Source organism: Pseudomonas fluorescens (assembly GCF_902498195.1).
Lineage (GTDB): Bacteria > Pseudomonadota > Gammaproteobacteria > Pseudomonadales > Pseudomonadaceae > Aquipseudomonas > Aquipseudomonas fluorescens_BU.
Genome location: NZ_CABVIY010000008.1, coordinates 311,481 through 334,628, shown reverse-complemented (window position 1 = coordinate 334,628; position 23,148 = coordinate 311,481). Strand labels below are relative to the sequence as shown.

General features: G+C 60.5%; 21 protein-coding genes. 8 read left to right on the top strand and 13 right to left on the bottom strand.

Features of this window, described 5'->3' with window-relative positions; all coding sequences use genetic code 11:
- Positions 1-7 precede the first annotated feature (7 nt).
- The gene (locus tag F8N66_RS27665; protein ID WP_150773147.1) at positions 8-1,621 is read left to right on the top strand and encodes an EAL domain-containing protein; all 1,614 of its coding nucleotides are present in this window, start codon (positions 8-10) and stop codon (positions 1,619-1,621) included.
- A gap of 6 nt (positions 1,622-1,627) precedes the next feature.
- Here F8N66_RS27665 and F8N66_RS27660 read toward each other — a convergent pair whose 3' ends face one another.
- Positions 1,628-3,418 carry a KinB sensor domain-containing domain gene (locus F8N66_RS27660; RefSeq protein WP_150773146.1) on the bottom strand — a complete coding sequence of 597 codons (1,791 nt, stop codon included), beginning with the start codon at positions 3,416-3,418 and terminating at the stop codon, positions 1,628-1,630.
- Between the two features lie 10 nt (positions 3,419-3,428).
- On the bottom strand, positions 3,429-4,775 hold the full coding sequence (algB, locus tag F8N66_RS27655; RefSeq protein ID WP_150773145.1) for a sigma-54-dependent response regulator transcription factor AlgB: 1,347 nt from the start codon (positions 4,773-4,775) through the stop codon (positions 3,429-3,431).
- A 433-nt stretch (positions 4,776-5,208) separates the two neighbouring features.
- On the opposite strand from algB, the gene F8N66_RS27650 reads away from it, so the two are divergent.
- From F8N66_RS27650 to F8N66_RS27625, 5 genes are all read left to right on the top strand, one after another.
- Complete coding sequence (locus tag F8N66_RS27650; RefSeq protein WP_150773144.1) at positions 5,209-5,493, top strand: hypothetical protein; 285 nt, start codon at positions 5,209-5,211, stop codon at positions 5,491-5,493.
- Between the two features lie 72 nt (positions 5,494-5,565).
- Positions 5,566-5,730, top strand: a complete 165-nt coding sequence (locus F8N66_RS27645; protein ID WP_003170804.1) for a DUF1328 domain-containing protein — start codon at positions 5,566-5,568, stop codon at positions 5,728-5,730.
- Between the two features lie 2 nt (positions 5,731-5,732).
- A complete protein-coding gene (locus F8N66_RS27640) occupies positions 5,733-6,212 on the top strand; it encodes an inhibitor of vertebrate lysozyme family protein (protein ID WP_150773143.1) in 480 nt (159 codons plus the stop codon).
- 703 nt (positions 6,213-6,915) lie between these two features.
- Entirely contained in the window at positions 6,916-8,247 is a 1,332-nt protein-coding gene (gltP, locus tag F8N66_RS27635; protein ID WP_150773142.1) for a glutamate/aspartate:proton symporter GltP, read from the top strand.
- Between the two features lie 202 nt (positions 8,248-8,449).
- Positions 8,450-9,679, top strand: a complete 1,230-nt coding sequence (locus tag F8N66_RS27625; protein ID WP_150773141.1) for a nucleoside recognition domain-containing protein — start codon at positions 8,450-8,452, stop codon at positions 9,677-9,679.
- Positions 9,680-9,798: 119 nt separating this feature from the next.
- Here F8N66_RS27625 and F8N66_RS27615 read toward each other — a convergent pair whose 3' ends face one another.
- The 9 genes from F8N66_RS27615 to F8N66_RS27570 all read right to left on the bottom strand — a co-directional run bounded on the left by F8N66_RS27615 (position 9,799) and on the right by F8N66_RS27570 (position 20,121).
- Positions 9,799-10,425 (bottom strand): ABC-type transport auxiliary lipoprotein family protein, encoded by a 627-nt coding sequence (locus tag F8N66_RS27615; protein WP_150773140.1) that lies wholly within the window; start codon positions 10,423-10,425, stop codon positions 9,799-9,801.
- Positions 10,422-11,360, bottom strand: a complete 939-nt coding sequence (locus tag F8N66_RS27610) for an MlaD family protein (protein ID WP_150773139.1) — start codon at positions 11,358-11,360, stop codon at positions 10,422-10,424. Before F8N66_RS27610 ends, F8N66_RS27615 begins: the two co-directional genes overlap by 4 nt.
- 1 nt (position 11,361) lies before the next feature.
- On the bottom strand, positions 11,362-12,165 hold the full coding sequence (locus tag F8N66_RS27605) for an ABC transporter ATP-binding protein (RefSeq protein WP_150773138.1): 804 nt from the start codon (positions 12,163-12,165) through the stop codon (positions 11,362-11,364).
- Positions 12,162-13,310, bottom strand: a complete 1,149-nt coding sequence (locus F8N66_RS27600) for an ABC transporter permease (RefSeq protein WP_150773137.1) — start codon at positions 13,308-13,310, stop codon at positions 12,162-12,164. Before F8N66_RS27600 ends, F8N66_RS27605 begins: the two co-directional genes overlap by 4 nt.
- A gap of 55 nt (positions 13,311-13,365) precedes the next feature.
- Positions 13,366-14,394 (bottom strand): DUF5924 family protein, encoded by a 1,029-nt coding sequence (locus F8N66_RS27595; protein WP_150773136.1) that lies wholly within the window; start codon positions 14,392-14,394, stop codon positions 13,366-13,368.
- A gap of 64 nt (positions 14,395-14,458) precedes the next feature.
- Entirely contained in the window at positions 14,459-15,835 is a 1,377-nt protein-coding gene (locus F8N66_RS27590) for a M16 family metallopeptidase (RefSeq protein ID WP_150773135.1), read from the bottom strand.
- A 175-nt stretch (positions 15,836-16,010) separates the two neighbouring features.
- Positions 16,011-17,669: a Na/Pi cotransporter family protein gene (locus F8N66_RS27585; protein ID WP_150773134.1), complete on the bottom strand. Its 1,659-nt coding sequence runs from the start codon at positions 17,667-17,669 to the stop codon at positions 16,011-16,013.
- 292 nt (positions 17,670-17,961) lie between these two features.
- Positions 17,962-18,729 (bottom strand): TerC family protein, encoded by a 768-nt coding sequence (locus F8N66_RS27575; protein ID WP_150773133.1) that lies wholly within the window; start codon positions 18,727-18,729, stop codon positions 17,962-17,964.
- Between the two features lie 84 nt (positions 18,730-18,813).
- Positions 18,814-20,121 carry a CitMHS family transporter gene (locus F8N66_RS27570; RefSeq protein WP_150773132.1) on the bottom strand — a complete coding sequence of 436 codons (1,308 nt, stop codon included), beginning with the start codon at positions 20,119-20,121 and terminating at the stop codon, positions 18,814-18,816.
- 408 nt (positions 20,122-20,529) lie between these two features.
- Here F8N66_RS27570 and F8N66_RS27565 point away from each other — a divergent pair, with 408 nt between their 5' ends.
- Positions 20,530-20,931: a GFA family protein gene (locus tag F8N66_RS27565; RefSeq protein ID WP_150773131.1), complete on the top strand. Its 402-nt coding sequence runs from the start codon at positions 20,530-20,532 to the stop codon at positions 20,929-20,931.
- On the opposite strand, the gene F8N66_RS27560 is transcribed toward F8N66_RS27565, so the two are convergent.
- Positions 20,932-21,258, bottom strand: a complete 327-nt coding sequence (locus F8N66_RS27560) for a DOPA 4,5-dioxygenase family protein (RefSeq protein ID WP_150773130.1) — start codon at positions 21,256-21,258, stop codon at positions 20,932-20,934.
- Positions 21,259-21,340: 82 nt separating this feature from the next.
- Between F8N66_RS27560 and F8N66_RS27555 the strand changes: the two genes are divergently transcribed.
- The gene (locus tag F8N66_RS27555; protein ID WP_150773129.1) at positions 21,341-22,006 is read left to right on the top strand and encodes an NAD(P)-dependent oxidoreductase; all 666 of its coding nucleotides are present in this window, start codon (positions 21,341-21,343) and stop codon (positions 22,004-22,006) included.
- Between the two features lie 80 nt (positions 22,007-22,086).
- On the opposite strand, the gene F8N66_RS27550 is transcribed toward F8N66_RS27555, so the two are convergent.
- Positions 22,087-23,037, bottom strand: a complete 951-nt coding sequence (locus F8N66_RS27550; protein WP_150773128.1) for a choline sulfate utilization transcriptional regulator — start codon at positions 23,035-23,037, stop codon at positions 22,087-22,089.
- Positions 23,038-23,148 lie beyond the last annotated feature (111 nt).

Sequence of the window (23,148 nt, the reverse complement as noted above, 5' to 3'; positions counted from 1 at the left end):
TCCAATAATGCCTGCTGCTCGAGAGACATTCCGAAGTTGGTTCTATCGCCCATGGTTTTTGGCGATGATGTCGGCTGTCTTGAGCGCAACGCTGCTGATGTCGGGCAGTTTGTTCATCGCCCTGCACCAGGTCGAACAGAACGAAAGCCAGGAAATGAATGCCCAGGGCGAACGCTTCCTCGCCCGCCTGGAGCAACTGTTCGGGCAATTGCGCGAAAGCCTCGACGATCTGGAGGCCCAACCCCTGCGCAGTTGCGATGATGAAATGATCGCCACGTTGCAGCAGGTCAGTTTCAACTACCGCTTTGTCTACGAAGCCGCGTACATGGACGCCTCGCGGATCTGCTCCAATCGACCGCGCCAGGAAGGGTTGTCGCTGATACGACCACCCGACATCAAGGGCCCCACCTACAGCTACTGGCTGAACACCACGACCGAACCCGATGAAAACCGCGCGGCACTGATGCTCGGGCGCGGCAATTTTCGTGTCGCGACATCCCGCGGGCATTTGACCGACATGGTCGACCTGTCCCCCGGTAGCAGCCTGCTGGTGGTACTCGACCACGGCATGCGGGCGATCCCGGTGCTGGGCACTTCTCAGGCCTGGCCGCCAACCGAACATTGGCCGCCGAAAAGCCGGGATGCGCTGCAAGTCACGCACACGCGCCTGATCTACCGCATGCCAACCGACAACCCGGAGTACCAACTGGTGCTGATCAGCCCGCGCGGCGGCAACCACATACCGCCGGTGTGGTGGTGGTTGTTGCCGGTCTGCGTGGGGCTGTCCCTGTGCGTGGGTTTTCTCGTGCTGCTGCTGGTGCGTCAACGACAGTCGCTGGACGCCGAGCTGACCGGCGCTATTCGCCGGGGCGAATTGCAGGTGCTGTATCAACCGATCTTCGACCTCGACAGTCGCAACTGCGTCGGCGCCGAAGCCTTGCTGCGCTGGCGACGACCTGACGGCACCCTCACCAGTCCCGACCTGTTCATTCCAATGGCGGAAAACACAGGGCAGATCCGCCAGATGACCGATTTCGTCCTGCAACGCCTGCTGGAACAACTCGGACAATTGCTGCGGGCCAACCCTCAGCTGTACATCTCGGTCAACCTGGCGGCGTGTGACGTGATGGTGCCGCGAATCGGCCAGGTGATGGCGCGCCTGCTGACCTTGCACCGGGTCGCGGCCAAACAAATTGCCTTTGAAGTCACCGAGCGCGGGCTGATCGATGTGGTCGTAGCGCGGGAAAACCTGCAAGCGCTGCGCGATGTCGGGCATCAAGTGCTGATCGATGACTTCGGCACCGGCTATTGCAGCCTCGCCTACCTGCAAACCCTGCCAGTGGATTGCCTGAAGATCGACAAGGCCTTCATTGATGCACTGGGTCATGACGCCGCCAGTAGCGGGGTCGCCCCGCACATCATCCACATGGCGCAGTCGCTGCACCTGAAGGTGATCGCCGAAGGCATCGAACATGAAGCCCAGGCCGCGCTGCTGAGCAGTGAGGGCGTGAAGTTTGGTCAGGGCTGGTTATTCGCCCATGCCTTGAGCGCCGTGCAGTTGATCGAATTGATTACCCGTGGTCGCCGGTTGGCCAATCGACGCCTGGATGACGAAGCGTAAAACGCGTTAAACAGTCAACGCCATGTAGAACTGCGTGCCCTGCCCCGGCCGCGAATAAACCCCCATTCGCCCGCCGTGCAATTGCACGATTTCCTTACACAAGGCCAGGCCGAGCCCGGCCCCGCCTTTCTTGCGACCGACCTGCACGAAGGGTTCGAAGATCCGCCCCTGCTGCCCGTAGGCAATGCCTTCACCGTTGTCTTCAACGCTGATGATCACACGATCGCCATGACGCCGGGCCTGCAAGCGTATGAGGCCGCCGGCGGCGGTGTGGCGCAGCGCGTTGTCGATCAGGTTGTCGAGGACCCGGTCCAGTTGCGGCTGGTCGGCCTGCAAGCGCGGCAACGGCCCCTGCACTTCCACCAATAACTCGATGCCCTGCTCCTCGGCACTGCCGGCAAAACGTATCTGCGCCTGCTCCAGCAAATCGTCGATGGAACAGGGGGCCAGGGTCAGTTTCTGCAAGCCGTTCTGGTAACGCGAGAAATTCAGCAAGTCGTTGATCAACTGCATCAGGCGCTGCATTTCCTCATTCACCGTATCCAGCAGATCGGCCTCGCGTGATTCCGGGGCAAAATGCGCGCGCTCGCGGAACAGACCGAATGCCATGTGCATGCCGGTGACGGGTGTGCGCAATTCGTGGGAGGCACGTAGCACGAACTCACTGCGTACCCGTTCGAACGCACGCTGCTCGGTGACGTCATGCAGCACCATCACCGCGCCGAGAATATGCCCCTGAGTATGACTGACGGGTGTCAGGCTGAAGGTCAGCAAGCGCGTCTCGCCATCGACCTCGATGCTCAAGTCCTCCGGCGCGCGTTCCAGGGTGCCGCCGCGCAACACCAATTGCAGCTGCTCATCAAGCTCGGGACGCTGCAGGGCCGCCCCCAGGCCCTGGCCGAGTCGATCATCGTCCCAACCCAACTGACGCTGCGCCACCGGGTTGAGGTGCTCCAGATGCCCTTGGCGATCGATCATCAGCAAACCGTCGTCGATGCTGTCGAGCACCGCTTGCAGGCGTTGCTGCCCGGCAAACAACTCATCGACATTGGTGGCCTGGTGCTCGCGCAACGCCTCGGCCATGATCCCGAAACGCCGGGTCAGCTGATTCAGCTCGACCGCCGAAGAGACCGGCAGCGTGACGTCGAAATTGCCCTGGCCGATATTGTCCGCCGCCTGCGCCAGCGCCTCGATGGGTTCGCCGAAACGCCGGGCAATGGCATGGGCGGTGACGAAGCCGATGATCAGCACGGCCAGACCGACCAGGCCCAGGAGGCCCGCGATCAGCAATGCCCGTTCGCGGGCCTGGCGCTCGGTTTGACTAATGTTATCCAGCGCACGCTTATGTTCGGCAATCAGCCCATTGCGCAACGCGTTGAATTTTTCAGTGAGTTCGTCGTTGCCGCTCAGCACATGGGGCGTGTCAGGTGACACTTCATACGCCTTGATAAAACTCAGGTAGTCGGCCTTGGCTTTTCTGAAACCGTAGTCACCGCCCTCACCCGCCGGCTCCTGGGCGATGCCTTGTTCGAGCAGCTCGAAATAATGCTGCTTGGACGCATCGAAGGCCGAGGAATCCGGTTGCTCGCTGAGCATGATGATCAACTGATCACCCAGGGTTTGCCGCAGCTTGAGCCCGATATCCAGGGTGACGAAGTTGTTGCGAACCAGCGCTTCCTGGCTCCCGGCCATCTGCAGCACGCTGACCAGTCCAAGCAGCAGGCCGAGCAGCGCTACGGTGATCAGCGCGGAAATGCTCAGGAACAGCCGGGTCCGCAACTTCATCGCCAGTTTCATCGCTGGCAACTCACAAGTTGTACTGTTTGCGTTTGCGGTACAGCGTCGATGCGTCGATGCCCAGTGTCTTGGCGGCTTGATCCAGTGTGCCGGCGGTGGCGAGGACCGCGCCGATATGGGCTTTTTCCAGTTCGTCCAGGCTCAAGGCGGCGCCGATGCGCGGTGCATTGTTGACCGGAGATTCGGCCATGCCCAGGTGGCTGATCTCAACGCGCTCCTGCGGACAAATAATGCTCGCCCGCTCCACCACGTTGCGCAGTTCGCGAATGTTTCCCGGCCAGCGATAACCCAGCAACGCCTCACGCGCCTCATCACTGAACCCCCGGGCCGGGCGGGCGTACTCCTTGACGAAGCGCGCCAGGAAACGGTCGGCAAGGTTGAGAATGTCTTCCCGGCGCTCGCGCAGCGGTGGCAGGTGCAAGGTGATGACGTTCAGCCGATAGAGCAGGTCTTCACGGAAACGACCGTCACGCACCATGTCTTCGAGGATCTGGTTGGTGGCCGCGAGGATGCGCACATCGGCACGGCGGGTGACCGGGTCGCCCACGCGCTCGTATTCTTTATCCTGGATAAATCGCAGCAACTTGGGTTGCAAAACCAAGGGAAAGTCGCCGATTTCGTCGAGAAACAGCGTTCCGCCGTCTGCCTGGTTGACGCGGCCCAAGGTGCTTTCGCTGGCCCCGGTAAATGCGCCGCGACTGTGCCCGAACAGTTCGCTTTCCATGAGTTCGGCGGTCAGCGAAGGGCAGTTGATCGTGATGCAGGCTTTCTTCGCCCGCTTGCTCCAGCCGTGAATCGCCCGGGACAGCTCACCTTTACCGGTACCGGACTCACCCAGAATGAGGATATTGGCATCGGTGCTGGCCACTTGGCGGGCCGTTTCGAGCACGACTTTCATGGCCGGGCTGTGAGAGTCCAGGCCATCCTTGGGTTTGCGCACCTCGCCTTCAAGGGCTTCGAGGCGTGCCGACAATTGCCGCACTTCCAGTTGCTTGGCAGTCGCCAGGCGCAACTGGTCGGGACTGCAGGGCTTGACCAGATAATCGGCGGCACCGGCCTGGATGGCGTCAACCGCAGTGTCCACGGCCGAATGCGCAGTGACGATCACCACCCGCATCCAGGGCGCTTGTATGCGCATCTGGGCCAATACATCGAGGCCGTTGTCTTCACCCAGGCGCAAATCGAGGAAGCACAGGTCGAAGACCTGCCGTTGCAACAACACATCGGCTTGGGCGGCGCTGTTGGCCGTCGCCACGCTGTAGCCCTCGTCTTCGAGGCAATAGCGGAAGGTACGCAGGATAGCGGACTCGTCATCCACCAGAAGAATACGGCCTTGATGCTCAGTGGCTGATTCCATTTTCCTACGCTCCTTAATGAATGATCTTGGTTAGTCCCAGAAAAATCGGGCAAGTTGCATGGTTTATTCTGATCCATTCCTGTCACGGCGGGGTAGTTATCTCCCGCTGAGCCAGTTTTCGCCTGATTTTGTGCGCTTTTTATAGATGGCGACCTTTCAGACGATGCATCACGTCTTTTTCTGACACCCGCGCCCTCCTCTCAATTCAAAAATATTCCAATGCCATCCCGATCGATCGTGCATTACGCACGACCGCACGAAGCCCCATCGTGCAGGATGCGTCCGAAGCGTCCAGCGTAATCTTTATAAGATATTGATTTATATCGATTTTATCATCAAAAAAATCTGGCACGCCGGCTGCAATAACCTGAATACCGCAGGGCAATAACAAAACGCCCTCAACCGATTACCCCAGAGTGGGAGGAGCTTCAGGATGAATCGCCAACGTGCCACCCAATTGCAGCTCTCGCCACTGCACCTTCAGCAAGGTCTGTTTGCTGTATTGGCGCTACTGATCACTTTGATCGGTGGCCAGCAGTTTGTGCGCTGGGAGCAGAGCCAACAGCAAGAAGGGCCAAACGTGTCGTTTCAACATCCGACCCAAACCCACTTCAGCGCCGCCAACGGCGGGATGGCCGACAGCAGCTCCATGCGAATGATGGACGTCGATCAACACCAGGCGATGGAAATGCCTCGTCAGGAACGCTGGGTTTTCTAAATTCACAGACTTGGCGTGATCGATGCGCCGGGACATGCAGCACCTCTAAATAGAAGCGTAAGGAGAATCACCATGTTGAGCTGGGCAATCACATTCTTGATCATTGCCATTGTCGCTGCCGTACTGGGCTTCGGTGGTATCGCGGGCACCGCCACGGGTATCGCCAAGATTCTCTTTGTCGTGTTCCTGGTGATGTTCATTGCTTCGTTCTTCTTTGGCCGTCGCGGTCGAGGTTGAACATGAGCGTTTGCTTGAAGAGACTGGCAGCCGCCCTGCTTCTGGGCGGCGGCGCCATCGCAATGAGCGCCATGTCGCACGCCGCGAATGACGGGCAGGCGCGGGTCAATGAGCTTTTGAACGCAGACCCGCAGTACCGTGAAACCTGGCAAGGCGTGGTGAAGAAAGAAGAACGCCTGCCGGAATGGGTAATGAACCTCTCCGGCGATGCCGAACAAATGAATGCGGTTGAAGAGGATGGCGACAAGTATCTGGTAGGGCCGCTGTGTGAAACACAGGCGACCTGTCTGAACCAACGCCTGATCGTGGCCGTCAGCTTTGACAAAAAGGATGCCTACGCGATGCTGGTCGAAGTGCCAGCAGCCCTGCCGGCCGACAAATCGCCCACGCGGCATGCCAATTACCGTTTTCTCGGTAAGCCGGACCAGGGGATGCAGGATTTGCTGATGGAACAGCTGAAAAAAGATCCACATTGGTATTGAGTACGCTGCAAGAAAGAGGCGTGTCGCTTCTTTCCCATTGCGCCCACCCGAGGAAGGCCGGCGCATGACCAGGGGGTCGGGATGTTCTGCCTGCTTAAGGGGCGGAGTGACCTACGGGTACAGGGAGTGCCTGCGCGAGGACCGGGTCAGGAAAAAGCTGCGACGCAAGTTCGCCGGTCAATCATGATTCGACGGACTTGCGAAGAGCTTAATCAGCCTCTCGCGATACATTCGTTTTCAATATATCCCCGCCATTCGCCCACCTAGCGGCTGAAAATTCTTTTCCCGTTGTTTCTTCATCGACCGTATATCGAGAAAAACTGCCCTTCTTTTGGTGTCACAAATCCTTGTGCGCTGAGGGATTTTCCCGAAATCCTGCCTTTATCCGCCTGATTAAATAACACTCAATCTGCGCTGCAATGGCCGGTTCACGGCACTTATGCCTGCCGAAATGTCCTATTCGAACCGTTTGCGACGTCGCTTTCAGTAAAAAAACCTCATGCCGATTCGGCATAGGGTAGGCGTTTACGGCATTAGACGTCGCTTCCTTGCATCGGAATAGTTGCGCCTTTTTTCGCCTGCCAGAGAGCCATCAACAAGCGCTCCGGGGCTCCTTATACGGGGGCAGATGCACACGACTTTTTCGCCACAAGCGTTCCAGATCGCGCGTCTGTCCGAGTCAAACTGAAGTAAGGGTAAAGATATGAAGAAGGCAAAGCTTAGCCTCGCCTGGCAGATCCTCATCGGTCTGGTATTGGGGATTGCAATCGGTGCGCTGCTCAACCATTTCAGTGCCGAGAAAGCCTGGTGGATCAGCAACGTCCTGCAACCAGCAGGCGATATCTTTATCCGTCTGATCAAGATGATCGTGATCCCTATCGTGATCTCCTCGCTGATCGTCGGCATTGCCGGCGTCGGTGATGCGAAGAAGCTCGGTAGCATCGGCCTCAAGACCATCATCTATTTCGAAGTCGTCACCACCATTGCCATCGTTGTCGGCCTGCTGCTGGCCAACCTGTTCCATCCGGGCGCCGGCATCGACATGAGCACCCTGGGCACTGTGGATATTTCCAAGTACCAGGCCACGGCGGCCGAGGTTCAGCATGAACACGCGTTCATCGAAACCATCCTCAACCTGATCCCGTCCAACATCTTCGCGGCCATGGCCCGCGGCGAAATGCTGCCGATCATTTTCTTCTCGGTGCTGTTCGGTCTCGGCCTGTCGAGCCTCAAGCCCGAATTGCGCGACCCGCTGGTCACGATGTTCCAGGGTGTGTCGGAAAGCATGTTCAAGGTCACTCACATGATCATGAACTACGCCCCGATTGGCGTTTTCGCCCTGATCGCGGTCACCGTGGCCAACTTCGGCTTCGCGTCCCTGCTGCCGCTGGCGAAACTGGTGATCCTGGTTTACTTCGCCATCGCCTTCTTCGCCTTTGTGGTACTGGGCCTGATCGCTCGCCTGTTCGGCTTCTCGGTGATCAAGCTGATGCGCATCTTCAAGGATGAGCTGGTGCTGGCCTACTCCACCGCTTCCTCCGAAACCGTGCTGCCGCGCGTGATCGAGAAGATGGAAGCCTACGGCGCGCCGAAAGCCATTTGCAGCTTCGTGGTGCCGACCGGTTATTCGTTCAACCTCGACGGTTCGACCCTGTACCAAAGCATCGCGGCCATCTTTATCGCCCAGCTGTACGGCATCGACCTGTCGATCAGCCAGCAATTGCTGCTGGTCCTGACCCTGATGGTCACCTCCAAAGGCATCGCCGGCGTACCGGGCGTGTCCTTCGTGGTGCTGCTGGCCACCCTGGGCAGCGTGGGCATCCCGCTGGAAGGCCTGGCGTTCATCGCCGGTGTCGACCGCATCATGGACATGGCCCGTACCGCGCTGAACGTGATCGGCAACGCCCTGGCCGTGCTGGTTATCTCTCGCTGGGAAGGCATGTACGACGACGCCAAGGGCCAGCGCTACTGGAACTCCCTGCCGCACTGGCGCAGCAAGGAAAAACTGCCGGCTGGCGAGGTTTCCAGCAACTAACGCAAATCCCTGTGGGAGCGGGCTTGCTCGCGAAGAGGCCGGAACATTCAACATCTCTGTTGACTGAAATACCGCCTTCGCGAGCAAGCCCGCTCCCACATTGGATAGCGTGCACCGCGTTATAAAAACCCCGGAGAAATCCGGGGTTTGTCGTTTCTGGCCACCCCGCTATCATTCGCCCATCTTTTGGGGGATTTGACTGATGCTTAATGGCCTGTGGCTTGGCTTCTTCATCGTGGCCGCCGTGTCGGCGCTGGCGCAATGGCTGATCGGCGGCAACGCCGGGATCTTCGCGGCGATGGTGGAAAGCATTTTCGCCATGGCCAAGCTGTCGGTCGAAGTCATGGTGCTGCTGTTTGGCACCCTCACCCTCTGGCTGGGCTTTCTGCGCATCGCCGAGAAAGCCGGCATCGTCGAATGGCTGGCCAGGGCCCTCGGCCCGCTGTTTCTGCGATTGATGCCGGAGGTGCCGCCCGGTCACCCGGCCATCGGCCTGATTACCCTGAACTTCGCCGCCAACGGCCTGGGCCTGGACAACGCCGCCACGCCGATCGGTCTCAAGGCCATGAAGGCCCTGCAGGAACTCAATCCCAGCGACACCATCGCCAGCAACGCGCAGATCCTGTTCCTGGTGCTCAATGCGTCGTCCCTGACCCTGCTGCCGGTGACGATCTTCATGTACCGCGCCCAGCAAGGCGCACCCGACCCGACGCTGGTGTTCCTGCCGATCCTGCTGGCCACCAGCTGCTCGACCATCGTCGGCTTCCTGGCCGTCGCGTTCATGCAACGCCTGCGCGTCTGGGACCCGGTGGTGCTGGCCTACCTGATTCCCGGCGCCCTCGCCCTGGGTGGTTTCATGGCGTTGCTGGGGACCATGTCGGCTACCGCTCTGGCCGGTTTGTCGTCGATCCTCGGCAACCTGACGCTATTCGGCCTGATCATGCTGTTTCTGCTAATTGGTGCGATGCGCAAAGTAAAGGTGTACGAGGCGTTCGTCGAAGGGGCCAAGGAAGGTTTCGACGTGGCGAAGAATTTGCTGCCGTACCTGGTGGCGATGCTGTGCGCAGTCGGCGTATTGCGGGCGTCCGGGGCGCTGGATTTCGGCCTGGACGGGATTCGCCACCTGGTGGAATGGGCCGGTTGGGACACGCGCTTTGTCGATGCGCTGCCAACTGCGATGGTCAAGCCCTTCTCCGGCAGCGCCGCCCGGGCGATGTTAATCGAAACAATGAAGACGTCCGGGGTGGACAGCTTCCCGGCATTGGTCGCGGCGACGATCCAGGGCAGCACCGAAACCACGTTCTATGTACTGGCGGTGTACTTCGGCGCGGTGGGCATCCAGCGCGCGCGACATGCGGTGGGGTGTGCGTTACTGGCGGAGCTGGCGGGCGTGCTGGGGGCGATTGGCGTCTGCTACTGGTTCTTCGGCTAACCACAAATCCCTGTGGGAGCGGGCTTGCTCGCGAAGGCGGTGTGTCATTCAGCATTGATGTCGACTGACACTACGCTTTCGCGAGCAAGCCCGCTCCCACATTGGATATGTGAAAGGCTTCAGGGTCTGGGTGGCGGCGCCAGTTTCCGCCCTTGCTCCACCGCCCAAGCCACCACCTGCGCCGTCAATTGATCACTGGCCTGGCCAAACCCGGCCACCACCGCCGGCACCTTCACATCACTCAGCGGTTGACGCACTTCAAATCGGCGACTGGCGAGGATTCGCTGGTCATACCCGCGCACCAGCAACACATCCAGCCGCACCACGGCACTGGCGGCGGGGCCTTGATACTCAGTCTGAAACGCCTGCAGGCTGCCGCCCAGCTCCAGGTCTGCCTGGAAATTGCTGTCGTCGGTGCTGAGCAACGTCACCCGGCCATCGCGCTGGAAACCGTCCAGCAAGCGATTACGCACCAGCACCGGCGCCGGGTCGCTCCAGCGCGAACCCTTGTAGCTGATGATCACATCGCCTTGGGGAATGACGGCAATGTTCGGGCTGTTCAACGCCTCGCTGGACTGTGGTTTGTTCAGGCGCAGCGACCAGCGCTGCGGGGTGCCGTGACTGGCCGATGCGCTGGTTTGCGCCGCCGGCAAGCGATAGATTTCAAACGGCTCGGGCTTGGGCAGGATCGAGCACGCGCTGATCAGCGTGAAACTGGCGAGGAGGGCGAGGGTGGTCAGCTTCATGGAGTGAATTCCTTGTGCTTGTCACTGCCCAGCAGGTAACCGCTGGGATCGGCCTCCAGGCGTCGCGAAATGGTACGCAGCGAGGTCAGGGTTTCACGCAACTCACGGATCGCCGGGGCCAGGCCATTGAGGCCCTGCATGCCGCTGTTGAGCGAATCCTGATTGGTGCTGAGCAGTTTGTTGATCGTCGCGCTGCTCTGTTCCAGGGACTTCATGGCCTGTTCGGCGCTGCCGAACATCTGCTTGCCCTGGTCGTTGAGCAAACCGTTGGCGTTGCGCATCAGCGCCGACGTCTGTTCCATCATGGTGCTGGCCTGCTTGCCGACCGAGGCCAGTTGCTGCATGGCCAGGCGCAGGTCGCCACGCTGGTCGGCGATGGTGCCGGTGGTTTGCTCCAGATGCTCAAGGGTCTTGCTGATGCGCTCGATGTTTTCCGTGGAAAACATCAGGTTGGCGTTGTGCATCAGCATGTTCACGCCGGCCATCAAGTCGTTGCTGTCGTTGAGCAAACGGGCGATGGGCGAGGGCGACGCGACAATGGTCGGCAGTTTGCCGTCCTTGCCCTTGAGCGTCGGGCTCTGCGGCGTACCACCGCTGAGCTGGATGATCGAGGTCCCGGTCACCCCGGTCAGCGCCAGCTTGGCCTGGGTGTCTTCCTTGATCGGCGTATCGCCGCCCAGGCGGATCCGCGCCAGCACCCGGCGCGGGTCTTTCGGGTCCAGGCGCAGCGACACCACGTCGCCGACCTTGATCCCGCTGTACTGCACGGAACTGCCCTTGGACAGGCCGCTGACCGCCTCGTTAAACACCACTTCATAATCCTTGAACTCGGTGTCGACGCTGGATTTGGCCAGAAACAAGCCAAAGAGCAGGGCGCCTGCCACCACAATCACGGTGAACAGGCCGATCAATACATGATGGGCTCGGGTTTCCATGTCAGACCTCGTTGAGCTGTTGGGCGGCGGTCAGCGCCGCGCGGCCGCGAGGGCCGTGGAAGTATTCGTGAATCCACGCATCATCGGTCTCCGAAACGACATCGATGGCATCGGCCACCAGTACCTTTTTCTGCGCCAGCACCGCCACCCGATCGGTGATGGTGTAGAGCGTATCGAGATCGTGGGTCACCAGAAAAACGCTGAAGCCAAGGGCGTCGCGCAGGGTCAGGATCAACTGATCGAAGGCGGCGGCACCAATCGGATCGAGGCCGGCGGTGGGTTCGTCGAGAAACAGGATGTCCGGGTCCAGTGCCAATGCCCGCGCCAGCGCCGCACGCTTGATCATGCCCCCGGACAAGGACGCGGGGTATTTGTCCGCGGCCGACAGCGGCAGCCCGGCCAGCGCCAGTTTCACCGCCGCCAGGTGCTCGGCATCGTTGCGGCTCAGGCCGGCGTGTTCGATCAGCGGCAGGGCGACGTTCTCGGTCACCGTCAGCGAAGAGAACAGGGCGCCTTTCTGGAACAGCACGCCGAAGCGCCGTTCAATCAGGGATCGCTCATGTTCCGGCAGCGTCGGCAGGTTTTTGCCGAACACCTTCACCAGGCCTTCGCTGGGCTGGCGCAAGCCGACGATGCTGCGCAACAACACCGATTTGCCGCTACCGGAGCCGCCGACTATCGCAAGGATTTCACCTTTGTATAAATCCAGGTCGAGGTTCTCGTGCACGCTCTGGCTGCCAAAACGATTGCACAGCCCACGGACTTCAATCACCGCCTCGGCGGGCGCTCGGGGTAAACGACTCACCAGCCCATCTCCATGAAAAACAACGCGGCCACGGCATCGAGCACGATCACCACGAAAATCGACTGGACCACGCTGGAGGTGGTGTGCGCCCCGACGGATTCAGCACTGCCGCTGACCTTGAAGCCTTCCAGGCAGCCGATGGCGGCGATCAGGAAGGCAAACACCGGCGCTTTGACGATCCCCACCAGAAAGTGCTGAACACCGATGTCCGATTGCAGCAGCGACAGGAACATCGCCGGCGAAATATCCAGCGACACCGCGCAGACCACGCCGCCACCGACAATCCCCGAAACCATCGCCAGAAAGGTCTGCATTGGCAACGCAACCAGCAGGGCCAGGACTCGCGGCACCACCAGCAACTCCATCGGGTCCAGGCCCAGGGTGCGGATGGCGTCGATTTCTTCGTTGGCCTTCATCGAGCCGATCTGCGCGGTGAACGCACTGGCGGTGCGGCCGGCCATCAGGATCGCGGTGAGCAACACACCGAACTCGCGCAGGAAGGCGAAGGCCACCAGGTCCACGGTAAACACACTGGCGCCGAAGGTGGTCAGTACGGTTGCCCCGAGAAACGCCACCACGGCGCCCACCAGAAAGGTCAGCAGGGCGACGATGGGCGCGGCGTCGAGGCCGGTCTGTTCAATGTGCGCCACCATCGGTGTGATGCGCCAGCGTTTCGGGCGGAACAGGCCGCGCAGGATGGTTTCCAGAATCAGGCCGACGAAACCCAGCAGTTGCAGGGTGTCCTGCCAGACCGTGTCCACCGCGCGGCCGATGCGGGTCAGCAGCTGGATGCCGACGCTGATTTCCGGCTCCTTGATCGGCACGCAGAAATCCGTCAGGGAACGGTAGACCGTTTGCAACAGTGCGCGGTCGGCGGAGGAGATCGTGCAATCGGGGTGTTCGGCGGATCGGCCGAGGCGTTCGGAACCCAGTAGCTCCACCAGCAGCGAGGCGCCTGCCGTGTCGAGGGCGCCCAGACCGTTGAGGTCGATGCGGGTGCTGTCGTCGTACTGGCCTTCGAGCTTGTCGCTCAGGCGCTTGAGGTCGGCGTAATGGGCGAGCGTCCAGTCTCCCGTCACCCGAATCTGAGGCGGGGAGTGCGAGGTGTCCAGTTGGGCATTGCCGGCCACTGTGTTGCTGGTCATAAGCTCCGTGCTTTCTCGGCTATTTACGCAGATCTACGTAATAGCACGAACCGGATTACTTTTCTTTGATCGGTGTGCTGTCGGTGATCTTGAACCGCAGCACACCGATAACCTGGCCATCTTCGGTCAGCACCCTGACCTGCCACTTACCGGCGGGGTTGCCAGGGAAATTCTTCTTGTGGGTCCAGGCCCGATAGCCTTCCTTGCGGCCGCCGTGGATGTCCAGGGGAATGCGGTCGACCTCTTTACCGTTGAACTGCCAGACGTGATAAATGCGCTCGTCGAGGCCGCGCGGGGCATTGATCGCGGTGTAGGCGTACAGCCCGTCGCCGCGGATCTGCTCGGCGCTGACTTCGTCCAGGCTCTTGCCAGGCGTGCGGTCCTGCAACTGCGTGCTGATCGCCACGTCGGTCATCCACAGCGTCGCCGGCGGCACCCACGAACGCAGCACCCAACCCAGGCCGCCGATGCCCACGGTGATGCACAGGATCGCCAGGGCGTTGCGCACGGTGCGGATCGGGAAAATGGAGGCGAGGCTCGGGAACGACAGCAACACCGCGATGCCCAGCGCCCATTTGAAACTTTGCGACGTGGTGAGGTGCATGATCACCGGCAACGCCGTCAGCAGGGCCGCGAACAGGGTCAGCGTGTGCAACGCCAGGAAGGCCCAGCGCCGTGGCGCCAGCCACTTGTAGTACAACGGATCGATGATGGAAATCAGCGCCGCGATGCCCAGCAGTCCGGTGAAGAACAACTGGCCGCTGTTCCAGGTGGTGGTGATGAAAAAGAACGGCAGGACAAAGAACAGGCTTTCCTGGTGAATCATCTGCGTGGCGTAGCGCAGCAGGGGCTGGGGGATTTCCCGCTTGAATATCCGGGTGAACAGTTTGGTCAGGCTGTTTTCCAGCATCAGCCAGACCCAGCTGATCAGCATGATGGTGGTGATCCAGCTGGCGAGCCCCTGTTGCCGATCCACCAGAATGAAGCTGCCGACCCCGGAGACAAAACCACCGAGCGCAATGACCCCGGGATAGCGCTTCATCAGTTCCAGGATGCGCTGTACGAAAAGGGTCAGGGTCGGCATTCGGCGGTTCACAGTAGTCGTAGGAAAAATCCTCGATAGCGTACCGCCTCATCAGAAAAAGTGGTTACTTTCTGCGATGAAAACGCCAGGCCCCCAGACTCAGCACGATCAATCCGAGTAATCCGGCAATCGCCCACAGCAACTGATCATCACTGAGCAACGGTTTCTCGATCCGCACATAGCCCGGTTGCAGGAGCAGTTCGCGCATGGCCTTGTTCGCCTCAGCCAGGGTCACCGCCTGCAACTCCCTGGCCGGGTCGGCGAAACGGCCGTCCTCGTAGTCGCCGATGGCGCTCCAGTAATAGTCAGCCAGCGCGCTGTTGCCTTGCACCGCCCAGGCCTGGCGGGCGATGGCGGCCTGTTTGAGGCGGTTGAAGGTCTCGGCATTCAGGCCGTCCTTGAGCAGCCCGGCCTTCAATTCATCCAGCACCTTTAGCGCCTCGGCCACGTCGTCGCGCTCCAGATCGGCATTGAGGCTCATGAAGCCCACGCCGCCGAACACCTCACGCTCGGCCCACGGACCGTAGGACAAGCCGTGCGCCAGACGCAGCTGGCGATAGAGCGCCCAGTCCAGGTAGTCCTTGAGCAAATCGAAGGTTTCGTCGTGCTGATCTTCCAGCACGGGCTCCGGGACCAGCCAGTGCAGCTTGGCTCCGCCACCGACGAAGCCGCGGGTCAGGGTGCGCTCGTGGGCGGCGCTGGCCTGGATTTGCGGCAGCGCCGGGTGCTCGGTCGGCTCGATCGGCTTCAGCGCGCCATAGGTCCGGTCCAGATAGGCCGGCAGCAAGCGGTCAAGGTCACCGACCACGATCAGTGTCATGTTGTTGGGCGCGTACCAATCCTCGCGCACCTTCTCCAGTTGCTCACGGGTCAGCTGGTCGACCTCCGCGCGCTCCGGGCATTTGAGGCCCAGCTCCACGGCCAGTTGATTGCTGGCGGTATGACCCAGGTCCTGGCGATCCAGCCAGCGCTGCAAATGCGAGTAATGACCGCCGTCTTCGCGCTCGACCACTTGTTTGGCGGCGTTGATCGCGTTGTCATCGAATCGGGTCTGGGTCAGCAAGGCCAGCAGCAGGTCGAGGACCTTGCGCTGGTTTTTCGCCGGGGCTTCGATCACGAACGTGGTGTCGGCGTTGCTGGTGAAGGCGTTCCATTCGCCACCCAGCGCTTGCATGCGTTCCTCCAGGCCGCCTTCACCGCTGGCATCGATGCCGCTGAACAGCAAATGTTCGAGCAGGTGCGGCAGCTCCTTGTCGGCGCAGCTGAAGTCATCGATGCCGACACCGACCACCAGCCGAATCGCCACGTGCCCGCGCTCGGCGCCAGGCTTGAGCAGCAATTGCAGACCGTTGCGCAGGCTGTAGCCTTCGACCTGGAAGCGGTCCAGGGCAAATGACGGGAATGAGCCAAGCAACAGACAGGCGAACAACAGACAACGCATAACGAGCTTCCATACGGCTGATTGGAGATCCCTGTCGTCAGTCAGGCCGTCTTCGCGAGCAAGCCCGCTCCCACCCAGGTTTTGTGAACCCTGCAAATCAACGGTAGGAGCGGGCTTGCTCGCGAACGGCCTTCAGGCGGAACCAATGTTACTGACTGACCCCACCGCCAGACGTTCAAGGCGAATGCGTGATGTCAGCCAAATCGTCGACAACCAGCGCACCGGTGTCGGACGTTTCCAGCACCACATAGGCACTGCTGCAAAACAGCGAATTCAGGCGCTTCATATCGGCGATCAGTTCCAGGTGCAGGGAACTGGTCTCGATACTTTGCACGATCTTACGTTGCAAACGGCTGACGTGGGCGTGGGCCAGGCGGCGTTCCTGTGCGCGAAAGCGACGTTTCTCACGCAGCAGCTGACGGGCACTTTCCTTGTCGCCGCTGAGAAACACCGACAAGCCCAGGCGCAGGTTGGCAATCAACTGACTGTGCAACCCCGCCAACTCTTCCAGCCCCACCTCGGAAAACGAGCGGCGCTGGGCGGTTTTCTGCTGCTGGACCTTGCGCAACATGCGTTCGATCAGGTCGCTGGCGAGTTTCAGGTTGATCGCCAACTCGATGATTTCCGCCCAGCGCCGGCTGTCCTGGTCGCTGAGGTCCTCGCGGGGCATTTGCGCCAGGTACAGCTTGATGGCGCTGTAGAGTGCTTCCACATCATCAGTCAGCCGGCGCATTTCCTGGGTCACGGCAGTCTGTTTGCCATGCAGCACGTCGAGCATGGCTTCGAGCATGTTGTCGATCAGGTCGCCCATGCGCAGGGTTTCGCGGGCCGCGTTGGCCAGCGCCAGGCTCGGGGTGACCAGCGCGGTGGGATCAAGGTGCCGGGGCTTGGCCATGCCATTGATTTGCGGGCGTTCGGGCAGTACCCACGCGCAGAACCTGGCCATCGGCCCGACGCTGGGCAGCAGGATCAGGCAACGCACGGTGTTGTAGAGCAGGTGGAAGCCGATGACCATTTCCTGTGGGCTGAAGTCCAGGCTGTCGATCCAGTGCACCAACGGATCGAGCACCGGGATGATCAGCAACAGACCGATCAGTTTGTACAGCAGGCTGCCCAACGCCACCTGGCGGCCAGCGGCGTTCTGCATGCTGGTGCTAAGGAACGCGAGAACGCCGCTGCCGATATTGGCGCCGATCACCAGGCCGATGGCCACCGGCAGGCTGATCACGCTGGCGCCGGCCAGGGTCGCGGTCAGCAGCACAGCCGCCAGGCTGGAGTAGGAAATCATGGCGAACAGCGCACCGACCAGGGCGTCGAGCAGGATATCGCCGGTCAGCGAGGCGAAAATCACCTTCACTCCCTGGGCGTGGGTGATCGGCGCAGCAGCCTCGACGATCAGTTGCAGCGCCAGAATGATCAATCCCAGGCCGATACTGACGCGTCCCATCTGGCCCAACCGGGTCTGTTTGCGCGACAGGAAGAAAATCACCCCCAGAAAGATCAGCAGCGGCGACAGCCATGACAGGTCGAAGGTCAGCACCCGCGCCATCAGCGCCGTACCGACATCCGCCCCAAGCATGGTCGCCAGCGCCGGTGTCAGCGCCATCAGGCCCTGGCCGACGAATGACGTGACGAGCATCGCCGTGGCGTTACTGCTCTGGACCATGGCGGTCACCACGATCCCCGAGATGAAAGCCAGCCAACGCCTGGACATGTTCTGGCCAATGACATGGCGCAGGTTGGAGCCGTAGACCCGCAGGATGCCGGTTCGGACGATGTGCGTGCCCCAGATCAACAAGGCCACGGCTGAGAGCAAATTGAGCAGGGTGAGCATGCAGGCCCCCTGTGGTGGTAGCGCCCCAAAGGAGCAAGTTGACGGTACCGCGCGACGTTCTACGTGTTGTATTTAAGCTGTAGTTGGCTAACGGTCTGGGCGCCAGCATCGCATAGCTAAAGAAGTGTTTGAAACAAAACTGTCATGAAAACAGCTTCATGCATCCCATAACGCAATGTGGGAGCGGGCTTGCTCGCGAAGGCGTCGTATCAGGCAACATTGATGTCGACTGAAACTCCGTCTTCGCGAGCAAGCCCGCTCCCACAGGTTCTGCATTGCTACAACATTCGGGTTATTGCCCTGGAATGTCCTTGCGCAGTTTCACCGGATCCTGCTGCTTCTTCTTTTTGGCGATCGCGGTGCGCATCTTGATGTTGATCGCTTCCACCGCCAGCGAGAACGCCATGGCGAAGTAGACGTAGCCTTTAGGCACATGCACGTCGAAGGATTCGGCAATCAGCACGGTACCGACGATCAACAGGAACGCCAGCGCCAGCATTTTCAGCGAAGGGTGCTTGTCGATGAACTCGCTGATGGTGCCCGAAGCCAGCATCATGACCAGGACCGCCACGATGATCGCCGCGACCATGACCGGTACGTGGGAGACCATGCCGACGGCGGTGATCACCGAATCCAGGGAGAACACGATGTCGATGATCGCGATCTGGATGATGGTGTAGAGGAAATTACCGCCCTTGCCCTTGGGCTCGTCGCTGGTTTCGTCTTCGCCTTCCAGCGCGTGGTACATCTCTTGCGAGCTTTTCCACAGCAGGAACAGGCCACCGAAGAACAGGATCAGGTCGCGTCCGGAAATGCCCTGACCGAACACCTCGAACAGGTCGGCGGTGAGGCGCATGACCCAGGTGATCGACAGCAGCAACAGGATCCGCGTGATCATGGCCAGCGCGAGGCCGAAGATCCGGGTGCGCTGTTGCATGTGCTTGGGCATGCGGCTGACCAGGATCGAAATCATGATGATGTTATCGATGCCCAGGACGATTTCCAGGGCGGTCAGGGTGAAGAAGGCAACCCAGATTTCAGGGTTGGTCAGCCATTCCATGTGTATTCCTTTGAGGATGTGTTGAACCAAAAAGGGCCCGGACTTCAAACAGCGAAGCCTGGACCCCAATGGTGAGTCTTGGGCTTATAGAGTGCTGAACAGCGGAAAGATCCCCATCAGCAATGCTGCAACCAGTATGCACATGCACACCAGCACTGCCCACTTCAGGGTAAAGCGCTGGTGATCACCAAAATCGATCCCGGCCAGCGCAACCAACAGGTAAGTCGATGGTACCAGCGGGCTCAACAAGTGGACGGGCTGACCGACGATCGAGGCACGTGCCATTTCCACCGCGGTTATACCGTAGTGACTGGCGGCTTCGGCAAGTACCGGTAACACGCCGTAATAAAATGCATCGTTCGACATGAAGAAGGTGAACGGCATGCTCACCAGCGCCGTGATCACGGCCAGGTATGGGCCGAGGACGTCAGGGATCACCGACAACAGGCTTTTCGACATGGCATCGACCATTCCGGTGCCCGACAGGATACCGGTGAAGATACCGGCGGCAAAGATCAGGCCGACCACTGCCAGCACGCTGCCGGCGTGAGCCGCGACGCGATCCTTCTGTTGTTGCAGGCACGGATAGTTGACGATCATCGCGATACTGAAGGCCACCATGAACAGAACCGGCAGCGGCAGCAGGCCGGCGATCAGGGTGCACATCAGACCCAGGGTCAGGGCGCCGTTGAACCAGATCAGTTTTGGACGACGCGCATCCGGGAACTGCGAAACACTGATTTCGCTGTGATCGATTTCATCGCCGACCAGGTGCAGTTCACCCAGGCGCGCACGTTCACGTTTGCCGTAGAAGTAAGCAATGGCGAGGATCGCCACGACACCGGCTGCCATCGCCGGGATCATCGGTACGAAGATGTGCGAGGGGTCCACGTGCAGCGCGCTGGCCGCACGGGCGGTCGGGCCACCCCAGGGGGTCATGTTCATCACGCCGCCGGCGAGGATGATCAGGCCGGCCATGATCCGCGGGCTCATGCCGATGCGGCTGTAGAGCGGCAACATGGCGGCCACGCAGATCATGTACGTGGTTGCGCCGTCGCCGTCGAGGGACACCACCAGCGCCAGCACGGCGGTGCCGACCGACACTTTCAACGGGTCGCCCTTGACCATCTTGAGGATCTTGCGCACGGCCGGGTCGAACAGGCCGGAGTCGATCATCAGGGCAAAGTACAGAATGGCGAACATCAGCATCACACCGGTCGGCGCGAGCTTGGTGATGCCTTCGAGCATCATCGGGCCGATTTTCGGGCCGAAACCACCGAACAGGGCGAAGACGATCGGGATGATGATCAGAGCGATCAGCGCGGACAGGCGCTTGGTCATGATCAGGAACATGAAGGTGATGACCATGGCGAAGCCAAGGAAAGTCAGCATGGGAATACTCCAGGCGTAGCGCGGCTAGGGAATGGGCGGACCGGGCAGGTCAGCGCAGAACGGGAAGCACGAGGCGTACGGGTGGAGTTGCAGCGAAGCGGCGAGTATCAAAGGACATCAGGATCACCATTGTTGTTGTTAAATGGACCTGGCGAGCAGTCGAACACTCGCATTGGCCAGCCGGTCTATTGCCGGCAGTGAGGGCGATCCTAATCGCGCAAGCTTTCAGCCAGCTTTCGGCGATGAAAGCGTTGACCGGAAGTACAACCGGTCGTCGGACCGGGGCAGGGCGGTAGACCGGGTCGGGTCCTTCGCGAGCAAGCCCGCTCCCACAGTTGAAATGCACTCCAATGTGGGAGCGGGCTTGCTCGCGAAGGCGTCAGTGATAGCACATCAGGAGGAACCAGCATGGCCACCATCCACACAGGCGGCTGCCATTGCGGACAGCTGCGTTACCAGTTCAGCGGGCCGCTGCACGACATCGCCCACTGCCATTGCTCGATTTGCCGCCGGGTCAGCGGCGGGATCGTGACCACCTGGATCACCGTGCCCGCCTCGGCCTTTCAATGGCTGGCCGGAACGCCGGCACGGTACGACTCCTCATCGACCGCCGTGCGTTATTTCTGCGGTAACTGCGGGGCGCAGCTGGCATTGACCACACACTTGAGCCCCGAAAGCATCGACCTGACCATCGCCACCCTCGACCACCCCGAGGAGGCTGCGGCGCAGCGGCACATCTGGACCGACAATCGCCTGCCCTGGCTGCACCTGGACGAGCACCTGCCCGGCGAGGCCGAAGAAAGCCTGTGATCAAAAAATAGACAGGTTGAGCGGGCGAATCGCACCCATCCAGATCGCGTGCTCGCTGTGATCCGCCAGATCGTCGCCGGTATCCGGGTGCAGGAACACCACCAGCCCTTTGCGATTGAGCGCCAGCCACGGCAGCACGTCGCCGATCAGATCCGGCCCGAACGCCAGTTGGCAACTCCAGTCCGGATGCGGCCCAACCGGCCGCTCATGCACGCGCCCCATTGTCAGCGGGAACAGCTGTGCTGCCTGCTCGCACAAGGTCCGCGCTTGTCCCAGGGTACTGGCGTCGAAATACACATGGGCGTGATACCCCTTGATCGTTTGCATCTGAAGTCCTCTGAATCGGTTCGAACCCTTGGTATTTCCCACAGGTCACACGCCATATAGGTGGGAAACTAGGAGCACGGCCATGAAGAATGCCGAAACCCCGGTGGTGAAAGTGGTGCTTTATGGTGCCATGAGCAGCCTGGGCAGTGCGCTGATGGCTGAATTGCTGCGGCGCCAGCACGAAGTGATCGCCATTGTGGATGACCTGACGGCGCTCGCGCCGCGACCGGGCCTGCGCACCAAGCCCGGGGATCTGTTCGACGCCGAACGGGTCAAGCAAAGCGTGGCGGGCTGTTCGGCCGTCATCTGTCTATTAGACGCACCAGGGTTGCCGTTCAACAGTGAAACCGTGGAAACAACCCTCGTGCCAGGACCGGTGGAGCAAGTATTGGCGGCGGATGCGCTGATTGATGGCATGCAGGCTGCCGGGATTGCGAGGCTGTTCCTGGTGGGGGATTTCGACGTACTTGACGATCCGGAAACATTCGAGCCGCTGCAGCGCCACGCCGCCGAGGAAATCCGCGAGGCCCTGCAAAGCAGCGCCTTGCGCTGGACACTGGTGAATGCACCGCGAGGCGTACCCGGGCTGACCATCGACCATTTCAGTCAGATCAGCAGCACCCTGGAGCCTGGCCTGGCAGAACCGCTGGAGCGCCTGATGCGCACGGCGGCGGGGATTGCGGACGAACTGCGCCTGAATTTGCACGTCGGCGAGCATGTCAATTTTGTCGCCACTTCAGAATTCTAAAAGATCGCAGCCTTCGGCATCTCCTACAGTGGAATGCGAATCCCTGTGTAGGAGCTGCCGAAGGCTGCGATCTTTTACTCTCACACTGCAATCGAGGGCAGGGTCAGCCCGTTAAGCGATTGCGCACTGCTGGCCTGTTCGGCCATCAACCAATCGACAAACCGCTGTATCAATGGCCCGCGCCGTTTCCGTTGCGGCAGTACTACGTAATATCCCAATGGGGACATCACCGTTTGCGCTATGGGTCGACAGAGCAAACCTTGCGCCAGCAAATTATCCACGAGGTGCCGCCAACCAATGGCCACGCCCTGGCCACCAATCGCGGCCTGTATCAGCAAGGTATAGTTGTCGAAGCGCAACTGTCCCGGGGCTGGCGCCGAATTGATCCCCAGCTCACGAAACACGCCGCTCCAGTCGAACCAGTTGCTGCTGTGCTCCCCGCGAAGGTGCAGCAGTGGAAACTCCAGCAAGGCCTGGGCGGGCAAGGGCAGGGGGCGTTCGTTCAACAACTGCGGGCTGCACACGGGGAATACCTCCTCGCTGAACAGCCAATGGCTTTCACCCTGCTTGAAGCGGCCATCGCCGAACAGGATCGCCACATCAATATCGGTACGCAGCATGTTATGGCTGCGCTCACTGGTCACCAGGCTCACATCCACTTGCGGATTGGCCGCGTGAAACCGGTGCAGTCGTGGCATCAGCCAGTAGGCGGCAAAGGCGAAATCGGTGGCGACCTGCAGCACTTCGTGTTGATCCTGCGCGCTAATTGCGCTCAATCCGGCGTCGATATGCTGCAAACCGAGCTGAACCTGCTCGAAAAGGATGATCCCAGGCTCGGTCAACTCAATGCCGCGGTAGATGCGATCGAACAACCGGGTCGCCAGCTGTTCCTCCAGACGCTTGATCTGTTGGCTGATCGCTGGCTGTGTCGTGCCCATCTCAACCGCCGCCGCCGTGAAACTGCGGTGTCGAGCCGCCGCTTCGAAAGCGCGCAGCAAATCCAGAGACAGGTCACCGAGGGCGTCATACATAAGCTGTGCTTATCCTAGTCATTGCCGTTCATGGGCTTTACCGCGAAGTGTAAGGATTACATTCTCGATCTCAGCACTCTCGCATAAACATCCACTATGGAATGCCGCGAT